Annotated in this window: 23 protein-coding genes; 5 read left to right on the top strand and 18 right to left on the bottom strand. The window is 52.3% G+C overall.

Features of this window, described 5'->3' with window-relative positions; all coding sequences use genetic code 11:
• Positions 1-5: 5 nt before the first annotated feature.
• On the bottom strand, positions 6-1358 hold the full coding sequence (gene miaB, locus GRF55_RS01015) for a tRNA (N6-isopentenyl adenosine(37)-C2)-methylthiotransferase MiaB (RefSeq protein WP_220368724.1): 1353 nt from the start codon (positions 1356-1358) through the stop codon (positions 6-8).
• Between the two features lie 38 nt (positions 1359-1396).
• Positions 1397-2692 (bottom strand): serine dehydratase subunit alpha family protein, encoded by a 1296-nt coding sequence (locus GRF55_RS01010; protein WP_220368723.1) that lies wholly within the window; start codon positions 2690-2692, stop codon positions 1397-1399.
• A 239-nt stretch (positions 2693-2931) separates the two neighbouring features.
• Between GRF55_RS01010 and greA the strand changes: the two genes are divergently transcribed.
• Complete coding sequence (greA, locus tag GRF55_RS01005) at positions 2932-3396, top strand: transcription elongation factor GreA (RefSeq protein ID WP_220368722.1); 465 nt, start codon at positions 2932-2934, stop codon at positions 3394-3396.
• Between the two features lie 18 nt (positions 3397-3414).
• Positions 3415-3813, top strand: a complete 399-nt coding sequence (locus tag GRF55_RS01000) for an HIT family protein (protein ID WP_220368721.1) — start codon at positions 3415-3417, stop codon at positions 3811-3813.
• Positions 3814-4077: 264 nt separating this feature from the next.
• Here the strand turns inward: GRF55_RS01000 and GRF55_RS00995 are convergent, their stop codons facing one another.
• Together GRF55_RS00995 and aroQ are read right to left on the bottom strand one after the other, a co-directional pair.
• Positions 4078-4716 carry an O-methyltransferase gene (locus GRF55_RS00995; protein ID WP_220368720.1) on the bottom strand — a complete coding sequence of 213 codons (639 nt, stop codon included), beginning with the start codon at positions 4714-4716 and terminating at the stop codon, positions 4078-4080.
• Positions 4713-5138 (bottom strand): type II 3-dehydroquinate dehydratase, encoded by a 426-nt coding sequence (gene aroQ / locus GRF55_RS00990; RefSeq protein WP_220368719.1) that lies wholly within the window; start codon positions 5136-5138, stop codon positions 4713-4715. Before aroQ ends, GRF55_RS00995 begins: the two co-directional genes overlap by 4 nt.
• A gap of 44 nt (positions 5139-5182) precedes the next feature.
• Here aroQ and xerA point away from each other — a divergent pair, with 44 nt between their 5' ends.
• Positions 5183-6112, top strand: coding sequence for a site-specific tyrosine recombinase/integron integrase (gene xerA / locus GRF55_RS00985; RefSeq protein WP_220368718.1), 930 nt, complete (start codon positions 5183-5185; stop codon positions 6110-6112).
• Positions 6113-6157: 45 nt separating this feature from the next.
• Here xerA and GRF55_RS00980 read toward each other — a convergent pair whose 3' ends face one another.
• The 8 genes from GRF55_RS00980 to GRF55_RS00945 form a co-directional block, all read right to left on the bottom strand.
• Positions 6158-6658 carry an ECF transporter S component gene (locus GRF55_RS00980; protein ID WP_220368717.1) on the bottom strand — a complete coding sequence of 167 codons (501 nt, stop codon included), beginning with the start codon at positions 6656-6658 and terminating at the stop codon, positions 6158-6160.
• A gap of 2 nt (positions 6659-6660) precedes the next feature.
• On the bottom strand, positions 6661-7071 hold the full coding sequence (locus GRF55_RS00975) for a DUF1893 domain-containing protein (RefSeq protein WP_220368716.1): 411 nt from the start codon (positions 7069-7071) through the stop codon (positions 6661-6663).
• A gap of 12 nt (positions 7072-7083) precedes the next feature.
• Positions 7084-8493 carry an aldo/keto reductase gene (locus tag GRF55_RS00970; RefSeq protein WP_220368715.1) on the bottom strand — a complete coding sequence of 470 codons (1410 nt, stop codon included), beginning with the start codon at positions 8491-8493 and terminating at the stop codon, positions 7084-7086.
• 34 nt (positions 8494-8527) lie between these two features.
• Positions 8528-10015, bottom strand: a complete 1488-nt coding sequence (locus tag GRF55_RS00965; protein ID WP_220368714.1) for a 4Fe-4S binding protein — start codon at positions 10013-10015, stop codon at positions 8528-8530.
• A 27-nt stretch (positions 10016-10042) separates the two neighbouring features.
• On the bottom strand, positions 10043-10807 hold the full coding sequence (tatC, locus tag GRF55_RS00960) for a twin-arginine translocase subunit TatC (protein ID WP_220368713.1): 765 nt from the start codon (positions 10805-10807) through the stop codon (positions 10043-10045).
• Positions 10800-11051 (bottom strand): twin-arginine translocase TatA/TatE family subunit, encoded by a 252-nt coding sequence (locus GRF55_RS00955; RefSeq protein ID WP_220368712.1) that lies wholly within the window; start codon positions 11049-11051, stop codon positions 10800-10802. Before GRF55_RS00955 ends, tatC begins: the two co-directional genes overlap by 8 nt.
• Positions 11052-11224: 173 nt before the next feature.
• Positions 11225-11629 carry a DUF4878 domain-containing protein gene (locus GRF55_RS00950; protein WP_220368711.1) on the bottom strand — a complete coding sequence of 135 codons (405 nt, stop codon included), beginning with the start codon at positions 11627-11629 and terminating at the stop codon, positions 11225-11227.
• A 17-nt stretch (positions 11630-11646) separates the two neighbouring features.
• The gene (locus tag GRF55_RS00945; RefSeq protein WP_370626734.1) at positions 11647-11973 is read right to left on the bottom strand and encodes a hypothetical protein; all 327 of its coding nucleotides are present in this window, start codon (positions 11971-11973) and stop codon (positions 11647-11649) included.
• A 48-nt stretch (positions 11974-12021) separates the two neighbouring features.
• Here GRF55_RS00945 and GRF55_RS11640 point away from each other — a divergent pair, with 48 nt between their 5' ends.
• Complete coding sequence (locus tag GRF55_RS11640) at positions 12022-12261, top strand: hypothetical protein (protein ID WP_255563881.1); 240 nt, start codon at positions 12022-12024, stop codon at positions 12259-12261.
• A 377-nt stretch (positions 12262-12638) separates the two neighbouring features.
• A complete protein-coding gene (locus GRF55_RS00940; protein ID WP_220368709.1) occupies positions 12639-13169 on the top strand; it encodes a DUF4890 domain-containing protein in 531 nt (176 codons plus the stop codon).
• Positions 13170-13265: 96 nt separating this feature from the next.
• Here GRF55_RS00940 and GRF55_RS00935 read toward each other — a convergent pair whose 3' ends face one another.
• From GRF55_RS00935 to GRF55_RS00910, 6 genes are all read right to left on the bottom strand, one after another.
• A complete protein-coding gene (locus tag GRF55_RS00935) occupies positions 13266-13649 on the bottom strand; it encodes an L-rhamnose mutarotase (protein WP_220368708.1) in 384 nt (127 codons plus the stop codon).
• A 30-nt stretch (positions 13650-13679) separates the two neighbouring features.
• Entirely contained in the window at positions 13680-15353 is a 1674-nt protein-coding gene (locus tag GRF55_RS00930; protein WP_255563807.1) for an RluA family pseudouridine synthase, read from the bottom strand.
• 1 nt (position 15354) lies between these two features.
• A complete protein-coding gene (locus tag GRF55_RS00925) occupies positions 15355-16167 on the bottom strand; it encodes a patatin-like phospholipase family protein (RefSeq protein WP_255563806.1) in 813 nt (270 codons plus the stop codon).
• Positions 16168-16253: 86 nt separating this feature from the next.
• Positions 16254-17156, bottom strand: a complete 903-nt coding sequence (locus tag GRF55_RS00920; protein ID WP_220368707.1) for a cation diffusion facilitator family transporter — start codon at positions 17154-17156, stop codon at positions 16254-16256.
• Between the two features lie 9 nt (positions 17157-17165).
• Positions 17166-18335 carry a C1 family peptidase gene (locus tag GRF55_RS00915; RefSeq protein ID WP_220368706.1) on the bottom strand — a complete coding sequence of 390 codons (1170 nt, stop codon included), beginning with the start codon at positions 18333-18335 and terminating at the stop codon, positions 17166-17168.
• A 355-nt stretch (positions 18336-18690) separates the two neighbouring features.
• Positions 18691-20721, bottom strand: a complete 2031-nt coding sequence (locus tag GRF55_RS00910; protein ID WP_220368705.1) for a cytochrome c biogenesis protein CcdA — start codon at positions 20719-20721, stop codon at positions 18691-18693.
• Positions 20722-20790 lie beyond the last annotated feature (69 nt).

Genomic DNA, 20790 nt, shown 5'->3' with positions numbered 1-20790 from the left:
CGGTTTTACACATTGAGCGGCTCGCCCAGCAGGGTTGCCGAAGTTGAGTCTGTGATACGGACGGGCACCAGTTCGCCGATGTGGTGCGTGCCTTTTGCGAAGACCACCATCTTGTTTTGCGGCGTGCGTCCGCAGAGTTGTTCGCGCGAACGCTTGCTGTAGCCCTCAACCAGCACTTCGAACGTCTTCCCCTCATCTTTTTTGTTTTGCTCGGCAGAGATGCGTGTCTGCAGTTCTATGAGCTGACTGAGGCGTTGCAGCTTCACCTCTTCGGGGACGTCGTCGGGCAGATGTTTGGATGCGTATGTGCCGGGACGCTCGGAGTATTTGAACATAAAGGCAGAGTCGTACTGCACTTCTTCCATCAGTGAGAGCGACAACTGGTGGTCTTCTTCGGTCTCGCTGTGATAGCCGACGAAGATATCGGTCGTGATGGAGCAGTCGGGGATGATGGTCCGGATGGCATGGATGCGTTCCATGTACCAGGCGCGGTCATACTTACGGTTCATGAGCTTCAGGATGCGGTCGCTGCCGCTCTGCACGGGCAGATGGATATGCGGACACACGTTGGGCATGTCGGCAATGACATGCAGTGTCTTGTCGCTCATGTCTTTCGGATGTGAGGTGGTGAAACGCACGCGCATCGACGTGTGCTCAGCCACCTTCCGCAGCAACTGCGGGAAGGCGACGTCCGGCTGTCCTTCCGCCAGCGCCCTGTAGCTGTTCACGTTCTGTCCGAGCAGCGTCACTTCCTTAAATCCCCGTCCTTCGAGGTCGCGCACTTCGCGGAGGATGCTGTCCACGTCGCGTGAGCGTTCCCTGCCTCGGGTGTAGGGCACGATGCAATAATGACAGAAGTTGTTGCAGCCGCGCATGATGCTCACGAAGCCGCCCGTCTTCTGTCCGTGCAGACGTTGAGGCAGCACGTCGCGGTAGGTCTCCGTCGCCGACAGTTCTACGTCCATTGCCTTGAATCCCGCCTCTGCCTGTGCAATCAGGTCGGGCAATGACAGATAGGCATCGGGACCTGCCACAAGGTCGGCTTTATGTTCGTGGAGAAGTTGCTCTTTCACTCGCTCAGCCATGCAGCCCAAGACGCCGACAATTAGAGCCGGAGCCTGTCCTTTTTCCGCATGGGAAGCCTCTCTCCGCCTGCGCTCGGCATCCAACGCTTCCAAGCGGTGGTAAATCTTCTGCTCAGCATTGTCGCGCACCGAACAGGTATTGAGGAACACGGCGTCGGCATCTTCCAGACGGTCGGTCACCTCATAGCCAGCCATCTGCATGACTGAGGCGACCACCTCCGAGTCAGCCACGTTCATCTGGCACCCATACGTCTCTATATATAGTTTCTTCATTTCACACTACTACTTCGTCTTCTGACCATTTCCCTTTCCTAACACTCGCTTTTCTTGCCCACCATGATGTCGAGCACATAGCGGTCGGTCTCGTCCATTCCCCTGCTGCCGATGGCTGTCAGGTTGCGGATGCTCTGATCGACGTCGTCGTCGATGATGCCTTCCATCGAACTCACATGCTTGTGCTGGATAGCCATCATGGCACTCATGACTGCCGTGCTCACGCCTGTGGTCAGTTTCAGCGAACAACTCGGCTTGGCACCGTCGCAAATCATGCCCGTCAGATTGGCTATCATGTTTTTCACGGCATATGTAACCTGCTCATAGTTGCCACCCATCAGATAGGTGATGCCCACGCTGCTGCCGGTGCTTGCCACCACACAGCCGCACAGAGCCGACAGCGTACCGAGATTCTGCTTGATGTAGATGGCAGTCAGATTGCTCAATATCAATGCCCTGATGAGTTCTTCCTCTGTATTATGGTTCTCCTCGGCAAACACCACTACCGGCATGGTGGTGCAGATGCCTTGATTACCGCTGCCACTGTTGCTCATCACGGGAATCATTGCTCCAGCCATACGTGCGTCGCAGGCACAGCTGGTCTTGGAGAGAATCTTCGAGAAAATGCTGTCGCCCATAATGCCTTTACCGAGTGGCGAGCACATGGTCTTGCCCAGCTGGTGACCGAAATTCTCGCGCAGTCCGTCTGCTGCGGCAGCCTCATTGAGCCGTTTGGCTTCGAGAATGAAGCGGAGCTCTTCGATGTTGGTCTGCGTGGCAAAGTCATAGACCATCTTCAATGTCAGCCGAAGGTTGTCTTCCTCGCTCTCCTCCACCGTCGTCTCCTGTTTGTCTAACAGTATCTCACTGTCGCGACGGCAGCGCACGAAGTTGGTATGACTGTGCTTGATGATTGCCTCTGCCTCATGTCCTTCTGCACTGCAGCAAACGGCGATATACAGTTTGTCGGGGTCTTCTTTCTCGAGCGTGATGTGAATGCGGTCGCCCTCCATAAACGCCTTGGCTCGGCTCACGGCTTCGTCCGTGCAATCTTTCAACACTTCCAGACCATATTCTGACCGCCCTATCAGGGCACCCAGCGCAATGGCTATCGGAAGACCTATCATCTTCGTTCCGGGAATGCCTACTCCCATGGCGTTTTTCAGTATATTGCCACTCAGCCTGACGTCTATCCTGTCAGGAGTTCTTCCCAAAATCTCGCATGCTTTTGCCACGCAGAGCGCCACAGCCATCGGTTCGGTACAACCAATGGCGGGAACCACCTGACACTTTATCAGGCGTATAATCTCTTCTCTTTCTTTTAAGGGTAACATGTCTTTTTCTATGCTTTACCGGTTCACATTGTTTTTCAAGCTACAAAATTATGAATAATTTATAGAAAACAACATTTTTCTTCGTAAAAATTGCGTATTTCAAAAATTATGCCTACCTTTGCAAAGGGTTAAACAAATTGATATTACAAAAATGAAAAGGGTTCCGACTTCCAGCGAAGTCGGGATTCTTAGTTTTTGCGGTATAAAACAAAACGTTGAAAAAATAAAATTAGAAGACTATGGCTTATATGTCACAAGAAGGCTACGACAAACTGATAGCCGAACTACAACAACTCGAATCCGTTGAACGGAAGAAAATCTCAGCCGCCATCGCTGAAGCACGCGACAAGGGCGACCTGAGCGAAAACTCAGAGTATGAGGCTGCACGTGAGGCACAGGGACATCTGGAAGACAAAATCAACCGCCTGAAGCTCACCATCGCCGAAGCAAAAATCGTGGACACTTCTCGTCTCAGCAACGAGGTGGTACAGATTATGTCGAAAGTCGAGATGACCAACATGAAGACCAAGGCAAAAATGGCTTACACCATCGTCAGCGAGAACGAAGCCAACCTGCGCGAGGGGAAGATTTCCATCCAGACACCTATCGCACAAGGACTGCTCAACAAGAAGGTGGGCGACGAGGTTGTGGTGAAAATCCCTGCCGGAACGCTCCACTTGAGAATCGACAGTATCTCACTTTAAACTTAACATTCTAACACGATGACTATCTTTTCGAAAATCGCAGCAGGAGAGATTCCCAGCTATAAATGTGCCGAAAGCGACAAGTTCTATGCGTTTCTCGACATCAGCCCCGTAGCCAAAGGGCACACGCTGGTCATTCCACGCCATGAGGTGGATTACATCTTCGACATGGACGACGACGAACTGGCTGAGTTCCAACTCTTTGCAAAGAAAGTGGCAACGGCTTTGAAAAGCGCGTTCCCTTGCAGGAAAGTGGCACAAATCGTGCTCGGACTGGAAGTGCCGCACGCACACATCCACCTCATCCCCATGCAGACAGAGGGGGATGCTGACTTCCGCAAGGAAAAGCTCAAGCTCTCCGAAGAGGAGTTCAAGGATATTGCCGGGAAGATTTACGCAGAATTTCAGAAACTATAAATACATGATAGGGAAAAGAAAATGGCAGTTATGGTATCCATGACTGCCATTTTCTTTTTTATCCCAAATCGTTCATTAGACTTTGTGTTCAGAGTGTTGTTTGCTTTGTGCAGATGACGTCAACCTTTCTCGAAAGCGTAGCGGGCTACGGTGAGAACAAGGTTGGAGACAGATGCCGAAGCAAATGATACTATGACACGAAGAGCTGAACATCTGTACTAAAATATATAATAGCGGTCTAATGACCGATTTGGGTTTAATCTTCTATTTCTTCCTGATGAGCGTCAGTCCGTCGCGCAAGGGGAGAATCACTTTTTCCACCCTGCTGTCGGCTGCCACATGGTCGTTGAACGCCTCAATGCCTTGCGTCTGGCGGTCGTGGTCATACGCCTCGTCCACCACATGTCCGTCCCACAGCGTATTGTCGGCAAGGATAAAGCCGCCCGTGCGCACCACCGACAGCGCCATCTCGTAAGCCTCGACATAGGTTCGCTTGTCGCCGTCGATAAACACCATGTCGAACGTAATGCCCAGGCGAGGGGCTTCGACAATCGCATCGCCGATGCGGAAGTCAATCCGCTCGGCAACTGCCGAACCGGAAATCCACCGGCGTGCAAAATCCTCCATTTCATCGTTGATTTCGAACGTATAGACCTTGCCGTCTTCGGGCAGTCCTTCCGCCATGCAGATGGCAGAATAGCCACTGAAGGTGCCCACTTCCAGCACGTTCTGCGGACGAATCATGTGCACGAGCATTTTCAACAGCCGCCCCTGCAGATGACCGCTTGCCATGCGTCCGTGCAGCAGTTCCACATTCGTGGCACGCCAAAGCCGATGCAGATAGTCGCCCTCGGCATCAATATGCTCCAGCACATACTGCTCAAGAAGTCTGCCACCTGTCATCGCTTCATCCCTTTCAGCGCCTCGAGTGCCAGGCGATAGCTGTCCATTCCGAACCCGCAGACCACTCCGGCACACGCGGCTGAGATGAGCGACGTGTGGCGGAAGTCCTCGCGCGCGTATATATTAGATATGTGTACCTCCACCACAGGCACGTCGATGGCGCGGATGCAGTCGTGCAGTGCCACGCTGGTGTGTGTGTAGGCACCGGCGTTCAGGATGATTCCGTCGCAGGAGAATCCCACTTCCTGCAGCTTGTTCACCAGCTCTCCCTCCACATTGCTCTGATAATAAGCCATCTCCACGTCAGGGTATGCCGACTGCAACACCGCCAAATAGTCTTCGAACGATTCGCTGCCATAGACCGACGGCTCACGACGCCCGAGCAGGTTCAGGTTAGGTCCGTTGATAATCTGTATTCTCATCTCAGATTTTTTTTGTATATTTGCTGGCAAAAGTAAGCATTTTCATGGAAAGCAGCAAGAAAACGGGACGGAATATCATCAAGGCATACCAACAGTATCTGCGCCTGCAACGCGGCTATTCGGCACACACGCTGAATGCCTACATGCTCGATTTGGAGAAATTGCTGCACTATTTGGAGGGAGAACAGATTGATTTCCGACAGGTGACGCTCGACCACTTGCAGAACTTCGTCGCTTCCCTGCACGACATCGGCATCGGAGCACGCTCGCAATGCCGCATACTCAGCGGACTGCGCTCGTTCTACAACTTTCTCGTCATCGAGGGCGAGGTGACCGACGACCCTACCGAACTGCTGGAATCGCCCAAAATCGGCGAACACCTGCCCGAAGTGCTCTCCACCGAAGAAATCGACCTGCTCGAAAGTTCCATCGACCTTTCAAAATGGGAAGGACATCGCAACCGCGCCATTATCGAGACACTCTTCTCATGCGGGCTGCGCGTATCGGAGCTCACCAACCTGAAACTGTCCGACCTCTACCGCGAAGACAAGTTCCTGCGCATCGTGGGAAAGGGAAAGAAAGAGCGCCTCGTGCCCATCTCCGACCGTGCTTTGCACGAGCTGAGCCTGTGGTTCCAGGTGCGCAACGAGATGAGTATCAAGCCGGGAGAAGAAGACTACGTGTTTCTCAACCGGCGGGGTGCCCACCTCACACGCACCATGATTCTCATCATGATTAAGCGACAGGCTGCGGAAGCAGGCATCAAGAAAAACATCTCGCCCCACACCCTGCGCCACTCCTTCGCCACAGCACTGCTCGAGGGAGGTGCCGACCTGCGCGTCATACAGGCATTGCTCGGGCACGAGAGCATCGGAACCACCGAAATCTACACCCACATCGACACGTCCACCCTCCGACGCGAGATTCTCGAACACCATCCGAGGAATATCAAAAATGCTGAAACGGAAGCGTGAGTTTGATGAAAAAATATCTAATAGCGCTCCAATGACCGATTTGGGTTAAATCTTCCTAAGAATCAGCCAGCCGCCGAACACTTGCAGCAACAGTCCCGGGATGCCGAGACGAACGTCTTGCAGAGCCGCCGAAAGACTGCCCGTATATGCCCATTCGAAGAGCGAACCGGCGAGCTGGTAAGCCACCACAACCAGGATGAGCGTCAGGATGGTCGCCGTCTGCGTGCGCTTTGCCACCAGAGCGGCAGCCAATGCCAGCGCCACAGACTTCACGAGAATAATCGGGAGCACCGGCGACGGCGGCATGCCAAACAGCCACGAGTTGAGCAGCGGCGAGGCAACGGCAGTCAGCAGTCCCACCTGCCAACCATATTTATAGGCGCCGATGAGCGTGAAGAAATAGATGGGCAGCCATACCAGTCCGCCCTGTGGCACCAAGTGACATAACTGGGGAAGCAACATGTTTCCCAACACAAAAACTGCAGCAAAGAGATAGGTCCTTGACTCCCTGCAACTCAGCGTCTTAAATTTTACGGTCGTTTCCATATCTACGGTTTACTTTCTATAAATTCTTCTATCTTCTTTTTGATTTTCCGCGGGTTGAACTCGGTGAAAGCGAGCTTTTCCATCGGGCACCAGCCGTCGTTTGTGCGGTTCATCACGAAGGGAACCTCGAGCATAAAAGTGACGGGTATCATAAATTCTTCCAGATATTCACGCGCCGGTGTACTGATGACTTCGGCATAAACCTCGCCTACCAGTCCGAGAACGAGCAGGGCTGCGGCAGCCTTGCCCACTACCTTGTCGGCAACCAGCGCACCTCTGAGCACATGCGGTTCGTGGTTGAGCAGGTCGAGCAGGTCGGCAACGCCCGGTTTAGTGAACGTCATGACCTCTTTCCGTGACCTGACCACAAGGGAATAGTCGCCTTCGCGAAGCTGTTGGATGAGTGTTCGCATCTGAAGAAATGTTTAGAACGTGCCTTGCTTGAGTTTCTCCACGTACTCGTCTATCTTTCGCAGTTCGCGCGGTATGCGGATGTTTTGCGGACAATGCACCTCACACCTGCCGCAGCCGATGCAGTGGTTAGCCTGTCGCAGTTTGGGCACGGCGCGGTCGAGCCCTATCAGATAGTCGCGACGGAGTTTGTCGTACGTCTCGTCTTTCACCTGTCGGGGCAGCGTTCCCTCATTCTTACACTTATTATAATGCACGAAAATGCCGGGGATATCGACTCCGTAAGGACACGGCATGCAGTATTTGCAGTCGTTGCACGGAATGGTCTCCACGCCGACGAGCTCCTCAGCTATGTGGTAGAGGAACTTCTTCTCGTCTTCGGTGACGGGTTTCAGCGGACAATAAGACAGCAGGTTGTCTTTCAGATGCTCCATGTAGGTCATGCCGCTGAGCACGGTCAGCACACCTTCGGGCGAACCGGCATAGCGGAATGCCCACGACGCGATGCTGTGCTCCGGGTCGCGCTGCTTCATTTCCTTTGCCAGATACTGCGGCACGTTTGCCAGTCTGCCTCCGAGCAGCGGCTCCATGATGACCGACGGGATGCCCCGCTTCTGCAGTTCATTGTAGAGATAGACGGCATCGGTATTGCGGTCGTTGATTTCGTCAGCCCACTCCCAGTCGAGGTAGTTGAGCTCTATCTGCACAAAGTCCCACTGGCACTCGTCATGGCGGGAGAGGAGGTAGTCGAACACCTCGATATCGCCATGGTAGGAGAAGCCGAGATTCTTGATGCGTCCAGCCTTGCGTTCAGCCAGCACGAAGTCGAGCATGCCGTTGTCCAGATAGCGCGCAGAGAAACGCTCCATGCCTCCCTGCCCTACGGAATGGAGCAGGTAATAGTCGATGTAATCCACACGCAGTTCCTTGAACGAGTTGCGATACATCTTGATAGACTCCTCGCGGCTCCACGTCTCCTCACTGAAGTTCGACAACTTGGTGGCAACGAAATATTTGTTGCGCGGGTGGCGACTGAGGGCTATGCCCGTACTGTTTTCCGACATTCCCTTACAGTAGGCGGGCGACGTGTCGAAATAGTTGACGCCATGCTCGATGGCATAGTCCACAAGACGATTGACCATCTCTTGGTCGATGGGGTCGTCACTCTCGCGTCCGATGGCTTTGCCGCCGGTGTCGGGCAGTCGCATCATTCCAAACCCAAGGAGCGACACCTTATCACCCGTCTTGGGATTGGTGCGGAAAGTCATTTTGCCTTTCGGTGGTTCCACCTGCTTTTTATAATCATCGATAACGGATTCTTCCGACTTCTTGCATCCGGCAAGCGTGAGTCCTGTGGCTACTGTTCCGGCACCGAATATCTTCAAGAAGTTTCGGCGGGATATATTTTTATCTTCCTTTTTCATCGTCAATATATTATATAAATGTTACAGACAAAGATTATATGGTGCGGTGCTGTTCGTGTCCCTCTACGTAGATGGCTGAGAACGGACGCACGGGACAGAGATTCTCGCAGGCTCCGCAGCCGATGCAGCGTGCCTCGTTGACTGCCGGAATCATGGGTGACTCCTCGTCGTTCTCGTCCATCGGCACCATCTCAATAGCTCCGGTCGGACAGTGGCGGGCGCAGTTTCCACAGCTCACGCCATCGGTAACCGGCAGACAGTTTTTCTTAATCCACACGGCGTGTCCTATCTGTGTGGACGATTTTTCTTCTTTCGTGATAGGACGGATGGCTCCTGCGGGACACACTTCCGAACAGCGGACACACTCGGGGCGGCAATAACCGCGCTCGTAGCTCATCAGCGGCTGCATGAGCGTCAGCAGGTCGCTTGACGGACGCAACACGCCGTTCGGACAGTTCGACACGCAAAGCTGGCAGCCCGTGCAGTGGCGCACCATGTTTCGCGCACTGAGCGAGCCCGGCGGTGTGAGCGGTGTCTGGCGTTCGGGTGCCACTTTGTCTTCAATCTTGGCAAATTCGCCATCCACCTTCTTTTTCTCTTGCGCCAAGGCTGCCGTCGTAGCAAGGGCGGTGGTCAGCAGGAACGAACGGCGCGAGATGCCGTCCGAAGCCGCTTCTGAAAGCGAAGCTGCTGTGCTCTTTTTCTTCAAAGGTGTGTATGAGAGCGCTCCGAACTCGCAGACATCCACACAGTTGCCACACACCACGCAGCGGCTGTGGTCCACCTTGTGGTTCTTGAAGTCGATACACGATGCCTTGCAGTTTTTCGTGCACTTCGAACACTGGCGACACTTGCCTTCGTCGAAACGTATTTTGAACAGCGAGAAGCGGGAAAAGAAACTCAGCACCGTTCCCACCGGACAGATGGTGTTGCAATAGGTGCGTCCGTTGCGCCATGCCAGGATGAACAGCAGGATGAACAGACCGGCAGCAATGAGGAACACCGGCAGGCTCTTCACCCACACGTCAACATGATAGAATGCGTAGCTGTCTATGCGCTCGGCAATGGAAGCCAGCAGGTTGTTGCCCAACTGATAGACCGGCTGCAAGAGATTGTTGGCTATCACGCCGAAAGTGCCGTAAGGATCAAGCAGTGCCACCAGCGAACCGATGCCTAAGAAGATGGCGGCTATGAGTACGACAAGCATGGGATAGCGCAGCCATGCCACCTCTTTCGAATAGGAATAGCGGTTTTTCTTCGCCCGCTTGCCGAACCATGCGAAAAGGTCCTGCATCACTCCGAGCGGACAAATCACCGAGCAATAGATGCGCCCGAACAACAGTGTCAGCACGACTAATCCGATGATGACAGCCGCATTGAGCGCCAGCACTGCCGGAAGCAACTGCACTTTTGCCATCCAACCGAACCAGTGGTGCAGCACACCCGTCACGTCCAAGAACAGCAGTGTCATACATAAAAAGAACACCACTGCAAGAATTCTTCTGATTTTCTTTAGCTTCATGTTTTTGTATCTTAATGGTTTGTTTTTCTATTCTATTGGCGTGGCATGCCCTTTCCTCACAATCAGGATGCTCACTTCATAGAGCAACCATATCGGCAGTGCCACAATCAGCATCGTGAAGGCATCGGCTGTCGGCGTGATGATGGCTGAAACTGCCAATATCGCCACGACAGCATGCCGGCGGTATTGCCGCATCACCTTTCCGTCGAGGATTCCGAAGCGCGACAGCATCCAACTGACAACCGGCAGTTCGAACACGACACCCATCACCAGGCTCATTCCTATCAGCGTGTCCATGTACGATTGCAGCGTGAGCATGTTCGTCACGTCAGCCGATACCTGATAGGTGCCGAGAAACCGGACCGTCAACGGGAATATCAGGAAATAATTCACCAACGTCCCTAACAGAAACATCGTCACCGATGCGCCTACCACCTGCACCGTCCGCTTCCGCTCCACCCGATAGAGTGCCGGCGACACGAAGCGGAACAGCTCATAAATGATATAGGGCGAGGCGAAGAGAAGTCCTGCGTATGCCGCCACCTTCATGTGTATCATGAACTGCTCGGTCAGCCCGGTATTCATCAGCGAGACCGCAAACGGCTCCGTGCCTAACAGCCGGAAAGTGATGAAATCGCTGCTGCGCGGTGCCAGCACAACGGCAAACAGGGTCTCCTTGAAGCAAAACGCCACGACCGCCAACAATGCCACGACCGCCAACGAGCGGAGCAACACGCCGCGAAGCACGTCCAAATGCTCCCAGAAGGTGCCTGAAGCATCGTTCTCACTCATCCTTCTTAGGTTCCTGCTCGGTCATGACAGGCGTCTCCTTGGCAGATTCCTTCACGTCTTTCGCGGTGTCGTTCACCGCCTCGTCCACCTCGTTCACACCTTCCTTGAAACTTTTCACACCGCGTCCGAGTCCCTTCATCAGTTCGGGAATCTTCTTACCACCGAACAACAGCAACACAATCAGGGCGATGAGAAGTATCTCTTGTGCTCCAAGACCGAACAACAGCAACTGATTTGTAAACATATATTCTTAATGTTATAAATGACTGTTTCTGTTTTTTATCCCTGCAAACTTACGAAAAATATCCGGAAAAAGCAAAAAAATCAGTCCGTTAATGACAGAAAAGACACAATGTGCTTGTCACTAAAGGACTGATTTTTCAGTTTTCACTCCCTCATCGGGAGCACGGACGGCTCTTATTTGCCCGAATCGAGAAGCCACTTACCGTCCTTGGTCAGACGCGTTTTCATCTCCTCTTCCTTCGTGCTGTCGTCGCCATAGGTAATCTTCATCTTCACCACAGCCGTGGAATCTTTCACTTCTTCAGAGAGCACCTCATAGGACTTGATACCGTTCGTCTTGTTGAGCGTCTCTTCCATCTTGCCTTTCAGCATGCCCAGATACTGCTGTTTGGTCTTCTCAACTTCTTCCGGCTTGATTTTGTCGCTGAAATAGAGCATGTCAACATAGCCCTCCCAGTTTTTCTCTTGCAGGCATTTTACACCTTTCTTTGCTGCGTCCGACGGCGTCTTAAGCCCGTCACTGCAACCCATCAACACTGCTACTGCCGCTACGGCAAAAATTCCTAATAACTTTTTCATGGTCTTATCTGTTTTGGTTAAAAAATAGAAATGGTCTTCAAATATGGCGAATGATGGATGTCGGACGGCAACCAGCAAACCGTATGCACGCCCGGCAAGTCAAACTCATGGGTCGGCGGTCCCACCAAAGGCTGCCCCGCACCCTCGAATGCACGCACAATCAACTCCGTGCAATACACTTCTGTCGAGTCATTTGCATCATAATGATGGTCGAACAACGCCCGGCGCTCGTAGAACTTCATCGCCGCTGCAGCTGCGCGAGCAGCCACCTCCCTGTCAAGAGGGCGGCAGACCTCCCCCGTATTGGCGTTGATGGACGAGAAGAAACGCTCCGGCGTGTCCATCTTCACCCGATCGGGATCGCCGTCAAAATCGGGTTCACCCGGCACAGCATGCACAATCATCTTCTTTCCGGCGGAATCCACCACAATCCCCACATGGGAATAGGCACCGCCACGGTCAACATACGCCACGGCATGGCTCATCGCACCACCGCCCAGACGAAACACGACATCGCCGGTCTGCAGCACCACGTCCGGCGGAAGGATGGAGCGCTCCGCAGGCGCAGACTGCGAACAGCCGGCAAGCGCCACGCCACACAGCACCATCATCCAGACAAAAAACTGACATAAACCTATTTGCCGAATTTCTTTCATCCTCGCAAAGATAATAAAAAAATATATAATGTGAAACAAACAGCCACTTTTTTATTTATCACTACTCAAAAATGAATTGTTGTGATAAAAACTTTATCGAATCAAAAGCTGCACTTCCTGAAACCAAATCAAGTTGAATTGGTGACCAAATTCACTTGATTTGATGACCAAATTCAGTTGATTTGGTTAAAGAAAGTACCACCAAGAAGGTGCTATGGAAGAATATTAAAAAGCCTTTTTGCAAAAAAATAATCAAAAAAAATTTACACTCCCATTAAACGAAATTCTTTTTCTTCCGTCACAACATCAGAGTAAGGGAAAATCCCTTCACCATCACATTGAATCAGAAAGCCATGAAAAAAATCACATTATTACTGACGACAGCCATATTCAGCGCAACGCTGTGCATGGCACAACAGAAGCCGGAAAGGAAGCAAATGAGCATAGAACAGCGGACTGAAAAGATGATCAGCGCCCTGCAACTGGACGACAAACAGGCAAAAGAACTGAAGAAACTGAATGAAAAGTATGCCGACGTACTGCAGCGACCGGAACGCCCGCACGGAAAAGGTCACTTCGGTGGTCCACGCGGACAACGTCCTCCGCAGATGAAGCAGGACGGTGACGACAACATTCAGGAGCGTCCGCAAATGAAAGAGAGCCATCAGGGAATGCCCGACCGACCGCAGATGAGCGAGGAGGAAAGGGAAAAGATGAGGAAAAAGATGACTGAATACAGGAAACAAAGGGAGGAATATCAGAAAGAACTCCAAGACATACTTACTGAAACACAATATAAAAAGTATCAAAAGATGCAATCTCACCATGGTGGCGGAAAAGGACACCACAAAGGGATGCATCAGAAAAAGAACAATAATGAATAAGCTATAACGAGGTTAATATTTCTTTATTTTGACCTTCGGTGGATCGCGAGATTAGCCGAAGGTGTTTTTTTTGATATGAACCGGAGGGATATCCGCTCATTCATACAACCGGAACATCCGCTCCATCAGCTGCCACTTCTCCGCCGATGTAGCTTCTTTTCCACACTGCTGGAACTCCGCCATATACTCTTCCCACTCCTGCTGTCGGGGCAGTGTTGCCAAGCGAGCCATCGCCGTGTCCCAATCGAAGTCGGCAGGTGCATCCACAATCATCACCAGGCGTGTGCCCAATATGTAGATTTCCATTTCCAATATGCCCACTTCGCGGATTCCTGCGAGGATTTCTTTCCATACGGCACCTTCCGAATGGCGCTCTCGATAGGCGGCAATCAATGCGCTGTCGGGCTTCAGTTCCATCGTCTGCACATAGCGCTTAACGCGCATTCCATGTTCTTTCTGTTGATAACCTTCTGTTTTCATGATTCTTTCTGCTATAATATTCTTTATTCATCAAAACTCTGCAAGCCACTCAAACGTCATTCGCTCTCCGGTGACGGGATGGTCGAAAGCGATGTATTCCGCATGAAGGTAGAGGCGGTCAGCCTTGTGTCCGTAAAGGTCGTCGCCCAGAATCGGGCAACCCAGTCCGTCGCGATGCGCACAATGCACCCGAAGTTGGTGGGTTCGTCCCGTCCGGGGATAGAGCGCCAACCGTGTACGCCCGTTCTTTCTCAACAACACCTCATACTCGGTCAGTGCCGCCTTTCCGTTTTCGTAATCGACAATCTGACGCGGACGGTCGAGCACGTTCCGGCGGAGGGGCAATGATATCGTTCCTCGCTGCTGTGGCACGTCGCCCTCAACGATAGCCACATAGCGCTTTTCGACCGTTCGGTTTTCAAACTGCCGCTGCAATGCGATACAGGTTTGCCGCGTCTTTCCCAGAATGAGCAGTCCCGATGTCGCCATGTCGAGGCGGTGGACGGTGAGCGGTGTGTCCCAATAAGGATATCGCTCACGCATCAAGCTATATACCGAACGCTTCTTTGTGTCGCTCGGAGTTGTCAACAAACCATTTGGCTTACGCACGACGACGATATAGTCGTCCTCATACTGAAACATAATCGGAAACAGTTTGTGACGAAGCGACGGGAAGGGGAAAAGCAAGACGGTCTTCACGGCAGACAGGATTTTGGAACGCCACGTCAGTTTTCGCGTAATAAGCGTCTCCTCCACTGCGAAATTCTTGTCCAGCATATAGCTCAATATAGGCAAACATTTCCCCCGACAAGCCGGATAGAAATTGCCGTGATGGCGGATTTCTGCTTTTGGAGAAGCGCCATACCAAAATTCTGCCATACATATTGGCTGAAGATGATTCGAAAAAGCACACTGAAGCAACTTCGGAGCACAGCACTCTCCTGCACCGGAAGGTGGTATTTTCCCGTTGAAATCGGCAAAAATTGCAAGTAGGTCGCGTTTTTCTCCATACACATTCAGCATTTCGAAATGAGAAAACAGCCACTGTTGTAGCGCATCCGACTGCTCCCTTCGCATGGTCTTCAGACGGGAGATTTCTTCATCTGCCTTTGCCAATTCTTTTTCAAAAACACTGATTTCCTTTTGCAATCTCTTTTTGAGCCGCCGATATTCGGCTTTCTGATACTGGCTTTCCTGTATCAACTCGTCCGGATCAGCCGTATAGCGCCGCAAATCGCGCGCCACCTTCGCCTCCTTCATCGCTTTCTTGAACGCCTTCGCCTCTTCGTTGCCAGCCACCTTCATCTGCTCAATCTGCCTCATCAGTGCCAGCCGCTGTTCATCGTTTTCCAACTCGCAAATCCGGTCGTTGACAGACGATATCTCTCGCTCATGCGTCTTGAAATAGCCATCCTCCTGAAGATAGTCGAAGACTGCCGGAACAAACCAATCCCAGTCGCTCCGCCCGCCAATCTGCCCGCTATAAGCAGCCAAGAAGCCCGTCTCTCCTTTTTCGTTTTTCACCACCAACACGCCAAACATCTTCCCGTTCTCTATCTCCTCTTTCCACTGGGGAGAGGCGGAAAGATGCGCCATCACTTCCCGGGCAGCCTGTTCGCAGACAGGAGACGTCTCATACCCGAAGGGATTGTTCATCGTTTCGGGCAACGGAGCGCTTGGCACTATGGGGTGAAACATCGTCATCTCAATCAGCGTTTTTCAGCATTCTTATCTTGTCCAGCTGCTCTTCTGCCGCAGCCTTCCCGATAGCTATCATCTCCACAATCTCTTTTTCGTTGAAATCGAGCATATCATAGTCCAGTTCCGGATTGATATAAATCTCTGCATCGGCGCGGTTCTCATTATAGATTTTCCAGTCGGGACGGGAGATGAGCCAGTCCAAGATACCGCCGATGCCAAATTCTTCCTTCAGGGAGAAGTCGCGCGTCTCGTGTTTGTTCTGCTGCAAATCGACTGCAATGATGATGTCGGCACCCATTTGCCGCGCCACATCCACCGGCAGATTGTTGAGCAGCCCGCCATCCACCAGCGTCCTCCCCTCCCACTTCACTGCCTTGAACAGTCCGGGGATAGCCATCGATGCCCGCATGGCAAGCGAGAGCGACCCGCGGTCGATGACAAAGGTCTCCATCTCCTTCACATCGACCGTCACGCAACGGAACGGAATCGGCAGACTGTCGAACGACACCACGTCATCGACGGTCACCACGCTGTCTAACAACTGCTCGATGCTGCCACCTTTGAAAGTCTCGTCTGTAAAAAGTTCTATCCACGACTGGGAACAGAACAAGCGCTCAAGGTCGTCTGCCCGATAGCCTATCGAGTAAAGTCCGCCAAGGATTGAACCGATGCTCGTCCCGACGATATAGTCCACCGCGATGCCTTCCGCTTCGAGCACCTTCAGCACGCCAATCTCTGCCGCCCCTTTGGCACCGCCGCCGCCGAGCACCAATCCTATTTTCGGTCTTTGCGACGAGGACGGATTTTGCGACGACATGCTCATGGGGAAGGATATTAGTAAAAGAAATATGAGATGTCTGTACTTCACGTTCTCTTTATTATATAATAAGGTGTTCGTCTCTCCTAACAGTCATGCGCATGACAATGGCTCTCCCGGGTTTCAAACTCGAGCGTGGAATGCGCAATATGCTCTTCCTCCAACAGGTTTTTCAACCGCTCTTTCACCTCCTCCATACATCCGATATCGTCGATGACAATGTGTGCCGTCAGCGCATTTTCGGTCGTGCTGATAGCCCACACATGCACATGATGGACATCAGTCACGTGACTGTCCGATCGCAATTTTTCGCCGATTTCATCGAGATTTATGCCTTCCGGCAGTCCGTCAAGTGACAGGCGCAGACTGTCGGCAAGCAGGTTCCATGTAGAGAACAGGATGACGATGGCGATGATGATGCTGACGATAGGGTCGATGATATTCCAGCCTGTCACAGAAATGATGATTCCCGAAATGACCACGCCCACCGAAACGAGTGTGTCTGCAACCATGTGGAGGAATGCACCGCGCACGTTCAGGTCTGACTTCTGACTGCGCATGAGCAGCAGCGCCGTCAGCCCGTTGATGATGATTCCTGTGCCTGCCGTCCACGACACCGCCGCTCCATTCACTTCTGCCGGCTCCGCGAACTTGTGAATGCTCTCGATGATAATCGCTCCGACCGCTACCAACAGGATGATGGCATTCAGCAAGGAGATAAGCACCGTCGATTTCTTATAACCATAGGTGAAGTGGCGGTTGCTCTTCACCTTCGCCAACCGTATGGCTACCAGCACCAGCACGAGTGAAAACACGTCGCTCAGATTATGCCCCGCATCGGAAAGAAGACTCAGCGAATGTTGCCACAGTCCCACACCTGCCTCCACGCCCACAAACAGCAGGTTGAGCAGGATGCAGAACACGAACAACCGGGTGGTATGCTCTCCCACCTCAACATGGTGGTGATGGTGGTGATGATGATGTTCCATTGATTAACCTTATTTCAGTGCTTTCTTGTTCAAGAATATATACGTCGTATTGTCAGCGATATAGTCTTTCGACATATACCAGATGCCGTCATAGTCGCCGGTTCGTCCCCAAGAGTTCTTCACCATATAGTATTCACGTCCTGTCTGGTCTTTGGCAATGCCGAATATCAGCATCACGTGGTCGTAGGTCTGTCCCCAGTTGTCGAACCGCTCCTGCCTACGCTCCTGCGTGGCTTTCACTTCCGGTGCGTTCACACCCAGCAGCTTCAAGACACTCGTCTTTTCCGCTTTCGACAGCTTCAGCCATCGTGCCGCATCGCTGCCTTCCAAGTCCTGCATCTTCCCATCGTCAATCGACAGTGCCAGTCCCGTACGTGTGAAGCCGTCCTCGCTCACATCGCCACCCCATGCTACCGTGTAGCCCGACATCACGGCATGGTCGATAATTTCCATCATCTCGTTCATCGGCACATTGTAACTCAAGGCGTACCGCCACTTGTAGGGTGCCTCGATGTTAAACCACGTATAGAACGGATGATGGGTGTAGCTCGTGATGCTCGTATATTCGCTCCAATCCAACCCGAGCGAACGGGCAAACGACTGCGGCGTATAGCTGACGCCCTCATAGGTGAATGTTTTGGGACATTTACCCAAGTAGGCATCGACTGTGCTTTGGAAAGCCTGCCGCCACTGCGTCGATTTCCCCTTTGCCTTGTTTTTAGCCACCGCCTCCATGAAGGGCTCGAGTATGCTGAAAAACTCGTTGAAGTTGGCGAGCGAGTCACCCACCAATGCGCCACTTGCCGATGCCGGCATCACACTCTCCGGGCAGATGCCGTGCCGCTGTATCACCTCCAGCGCATCGAAGGTAGAACCGCCTTGCGAGAAACGGCTGTAGCTGTGCAGCCGCACATAGTTCTCAGCACAGTCCATGTAGTCTTTGTTTGCCACAAACATCTCGCTCAAGTCATACGTCTTGCCGCTTTTCCGCAGAATCTCACTCTCGAAAAACGCCAGCGAAGCATACGACCAGCACGTACCGCTACGATTCTGGTTCTTGATTGACGTAATGGGATTCTCCTTCACAATCGTGAAAACCGGCTGGTTCCCAGTTTTTATTTGTGCCCATCCGCTCCAGATGAATGCGGAGAACAAGATTAGAAATGCTTGTTTTTTCATTACTCCTTCTTCTTTTATATGTTTATGTGCATGCAAATTTATATAAAATTTTCGAGATAATGAAACTTGTTGGAACGAAATCTTCGGCACCGCCGCTTCTGTATATTTATGCATAAGCAGAGCCGTTAACGCGAAGTTTGCAACCTTCTGAATTTCAGTGTGTTAAGAAGAGGCTTCCAAAAGGGGAACTTTTGGCTTGCGAAAGTGGCACTTTTAGACGCTAAAAGTTCCCCTTTCGGAGTGCAAAAGGGGAACTTTTGGAAAGCGAAAGTTCAACTGCATATTTATACACCCTTTTCTGTATGTTTATACAGGCGTGTTTTGTAGTCTTTTTTCATCGAATTTGCGTGACGCATCAACGCTTCCGATAATTGTCAAGACCCGTTTGCAGAAACTTGATGTATTCCTGAATATCCTCATCATAGGAACGGCTGCCGGCAAGCGGTTTTCCGTCGTTGTCGAGCATCACGTAGAAGGGCTGCGTGTTGGCACCGAACTTCATTGCCTGCAGATAGCTCCACTTCTTGCCGATGGTACGCAAGGTCGCCGGCTGTCCGTTTTCAATCACCTCAATCGGTTCGGGCAACGGGGTTTTGTCATCCACATACAGAGAAATGAGGATGAAATCGTCGTTGAGCATCTTCGCTACCGTCGGGTCGGTCCACACTGCCCCTTCCATCTTCCGGCAGTTGACGCAACCGAAGCCCGTAAAGTCGATGATAACGGGTTTCCCTTGTCGCCGTGCCTCCGCCATACCGAGGTCGTAGTCGGTGAATTTCGCCTCGACGGCAGTCTCCTGCAAGTTGAAGTCCTGCGTATTCATCGGCGGTGCGAAAGCACTGATGCCTTTGAGTGGTGCGCCCCACAAGCCGGGTATCATATACACCGTGAACGCCAGGGACAGGAGCGCAAGGAAGAACTGTGGCACGTTCGTGCGATTCTCCGGTGCGTCGTGCGGGAATTTGAGCCATCCGAGCAGATAGATGCCGAGCAGTCCGAAGATAACAATCCAGAGTGCGAGGAACACCTCGCGGTCGAGAATGTGCCATCCGTAGGCAAGGTCGGCAACGGAAAGGAACTTCAATGCAAACGCCAACTCGATGAAGCCGAGCACCACCTTGACCGTATTCATCCAACTGCCCGACTTCGGTGCCGACTTCAACAGTGTGGGGAAAACGGCAAACAGGGTGAACGGGATGGCGAGCGCAATGGCGAATCCGAGCATTCCCACAAGCGGTCCGATGATATTTCCTTGCGTAGAAACCGCCACGAGCAGGAACCCGATGATGGGACCCGTGCAAGAGAACGACACCAATGCGAGCGTGAATGCCATCAGGAAGATGCTCAGCAGACCTGTCGTATTCTCCGATTTCTGGTCGATTTTGTTGCTCCAGGAGGCGGGCAACGTCAGCTCGAACGCTCCGAAGAAAGAGGCGGCAAAAACCACCAGCAACAGGCAGAAGAAGATATTGAAGACGGCATTGGTTGACATGGCGTTCAGCGCACTCGGTCCGAAGAGCAGCGTGACGATGATGCCGAGCAACACATAGATGACAATGATGGAAAGCCCATAGGTCACAGCCTCGCGTATGGCTTTCTTCCTGTTTTTGTTACGCTTGAGGAAGAAGCTGACCGTCATGGGAATGATGGGCCACACACAGGGCGTCAGCAGGGCGAGGAATCCGCCCAACAGTCCGGCAAGGAATATGTAGAGTAACGATGACGAACCGACCGGTTGCTGGTATTTGGACAATTCGCCCGTAACGGGTGTCCACCAACCCGCCTTGTCGGCATCGGTGAGTGCCATCAATGCGGCACTGTCAGTCGCCAGCGAGTCCTTTGCCTCTGCCGCCATATCAGCACCATCTTCTGCCGCCTCGTCTTCTGCGGCTTCATCTTTCGCTGCCTCGTCCTTCTTCTCAGGCTCCTTCACAACGGGCGACTTTCCCGATTTCTTCATGGCAACCTCCGAAGGCGGCAGACAAGTTTCGTCGTTACACGCCCCGTACTCCAAGAAACAATCTATGTTGTACTCAGGTTTGGTGAACTTGATTTTCTGCGCGAACGTCACTTGATTCTCAAAATAGCGCACGTTCATGCCGAACATCTGGTCGAACTTCGATTGCTCCTTGCCCCGCGCCTGCAGTTTTCCGACAGGCTCGGCACCATCCATCTTCACGCTGTTGAACGTGGCGGCAATCGGTCCGTCCTGCCCAAGATTGGTTGAATACACGTGCCATCCGGCATCAATCTTACCCGTGAAGACAATTTCCGCTTCCCCGTCCGACAGCATTTTCAGGTCGGAGGTGAAACGCACTGGTTGTGCGAACTGCGCCTGCACCGCAAGCACACAGAGTAACAGCAGGGGAGTCAGTAACTTTTTCATCTCAACATTTCTTGTTTAAACTTTTTACTTTTAACGTAAATCGCTGGCTGTATATTGTGTACAGTCAGC

This window comes from Prevotella sp. Rep29 (assembly GCF_019551475.1).
Lineage (GTDB): Bacteria > Bacteroidota > Bacteroidia > Bacteroidales > Bacteroidaceae > Prevotella.
This window is presented reverse-complemented; position numbering and strand designations above follow the sequence as displayed.

Excerpts from the sequence above, each read along its gene's own strand:
- tatC (WP_220368713.1), bottom strand. The coding sequence starts at position 10,807 with ATGAGTGAGAACGATGCTTCAGGCACCTTCTGGGAGCATTTGGACGTG.
- GRF55_RS00995 (WP_220368720.1), bottom strand. The coding sequence starts at position 4,716 with ATGACAGGTGGCAGACTTCTTGAGCAGTATGTGCTGGAGCATATTGAT.
- xerA (WP_220368718.1), top strand. The coding sequence starts at position 5,183 with ATGGAAAGCAGCAAGAAAACGGGACGGAATATCATCAAGGCATACCAA.
- GRF55_RS00965 (WP_220368714.1), bottom strand. The coding sequence starts at position 10,015 with ATGAAGCTAAAGAAAATCAGAAGAATTCTTGCAGTGGTGTTCTTTTTA.
- GRF55_RS00935 (WP_220368708.1), bottom strand. The coding sequence starts at position 13,649 with ATGAAAACAGAAGGTTATCAACAGAAAGAACATGGAATGCGCGTTAAG.
- GRF55_RS00980 (WP_220368717.1), bottom strand. The coding sequence starts at position 6,658 with ATGGAAACGACCGTAAAATTTAAGACGCTGAGTTGCAGGGAGTCAAGG.
- GRF55_RS00955 (WP_220368712.1), bottom strand. The coding sequence starts at position 11,051 with ATGTTTACAAATCAGTTGCTGTTGTTCGGTCTTGGAGCACAAGAGATA.
- GRF55_RS00970 (WP_220368715.1), bottom strand. The coding sequence starts at position 8,493 with ATGAAAAAGGAAGATAAAAATATATCCCGCCGAAACTTCTTGAAGATA.
- GRF55_RS01010 (WP_220368723.1), bottom strand. The coding sequence starts at position 2,692 with ATGTTACCCTTAAAAGAAAGAGAAGAGATTATACGCCTGATAAAGTGT.
- GRF55_RS00915 (WP_220368706.1), bottom strand. The coding sequence starts at position 18,335 with ATGAAAAAACAAGCATTTCTAATCTTGTTCTCCGCATTCATCTGGAGC.
- miaB (WP_220368724.1), bottom strand. The coding sequence starts at position 1,358 with ATGAAGAAACTATATATAGAGACGTATGGGTGCCAGATGAACGTGGCT.
- GRF55_RS00975 (WP_220368716.1), bottom strand. The coding sequence starts at position 7,071 with ATGCGAACACTCATCCAACAGCTTCGCGAAGGCGACTATTCCCTTGTG.
- GRF55_RS00930 (WP_255563807.1), bottom strand. The coding sequence starts at position 15,353 with ATGACGATGTTTCACCCCATAGTGCCAAGCGCTCCGTTGCCCGAAACG.
- GRF55_RS01000 (WP_220368721.1), top strand. The coding sequence starts at position 3,415 with ATGACTATCTTTTCGAAAATCGCAGCAGGAGAGATTCCCAGCTATAAA.
- GRF55_RS00945 (WP_370626734.1), bottom strand. The coding sequence starts at position 11,973 with ATGGACACGCCGGAGCGTTTCTTCTCGTCCATCAACGCCAATACGGGG.
- GRF55_RS00940 (WP_220368709.1), top strand. The coding sequence starts at position 12,639 with ATGAAAAAAATCACATTATTACTGACGACAGCCATATTCAGCGCAACG.
- aroQ (WP_220368719.1), bottom strand. The coding sequence starts at position 5,138 with ATGAGAATACAGATTATCAACGGACCTAACCTGAACCTGCTCGGGCGT.
- GRF55_RS00950 (WP_220368711.1), bottom strand. The coding sequence starts at position 11,629 with ATGAAAAAGTTATTAGGAATTTTTGCCGTAGCGGCAGTAGCAGTGTTG.
- GRF55_RS00920 (WP_220368707.1), bottom strand. The coding sequence starts at position 17,156 with ATGGAACATCATCATCACCACCATCACCACCATGTTGAGGTGGGAGAG.
- GRF55_RS00925 (WP_255563806.1), bottom strand. The coding sequence starts at position 16,167 with ATGTCGTCGCAAAATCCGTCCTCGTCGCAAAGACCGAAAATAGGATTG.
- GRF55_RS11640 (WP_255563881.1), top strand. The coding sequence starts at position 12,022 with ATGCACAATCATCTTCTTTCCGGCGGAATCCACCACAATCCCCACATG.
- GRF55_RS00910 (WP_220368705.1), bottom strand. The coding sequence starts at position 20,721 with ATGAAAAAGTTACTGACTCCCCTGCTGTTACTCTGTGTGCTTGCGGTG.
- greA (WP_220368722.1), top strand. The coding sequence starts at position 2,932 with ATGGCTTATATGTCACAAGAAGGCTACGACAAACTGATAGCCGAACTA.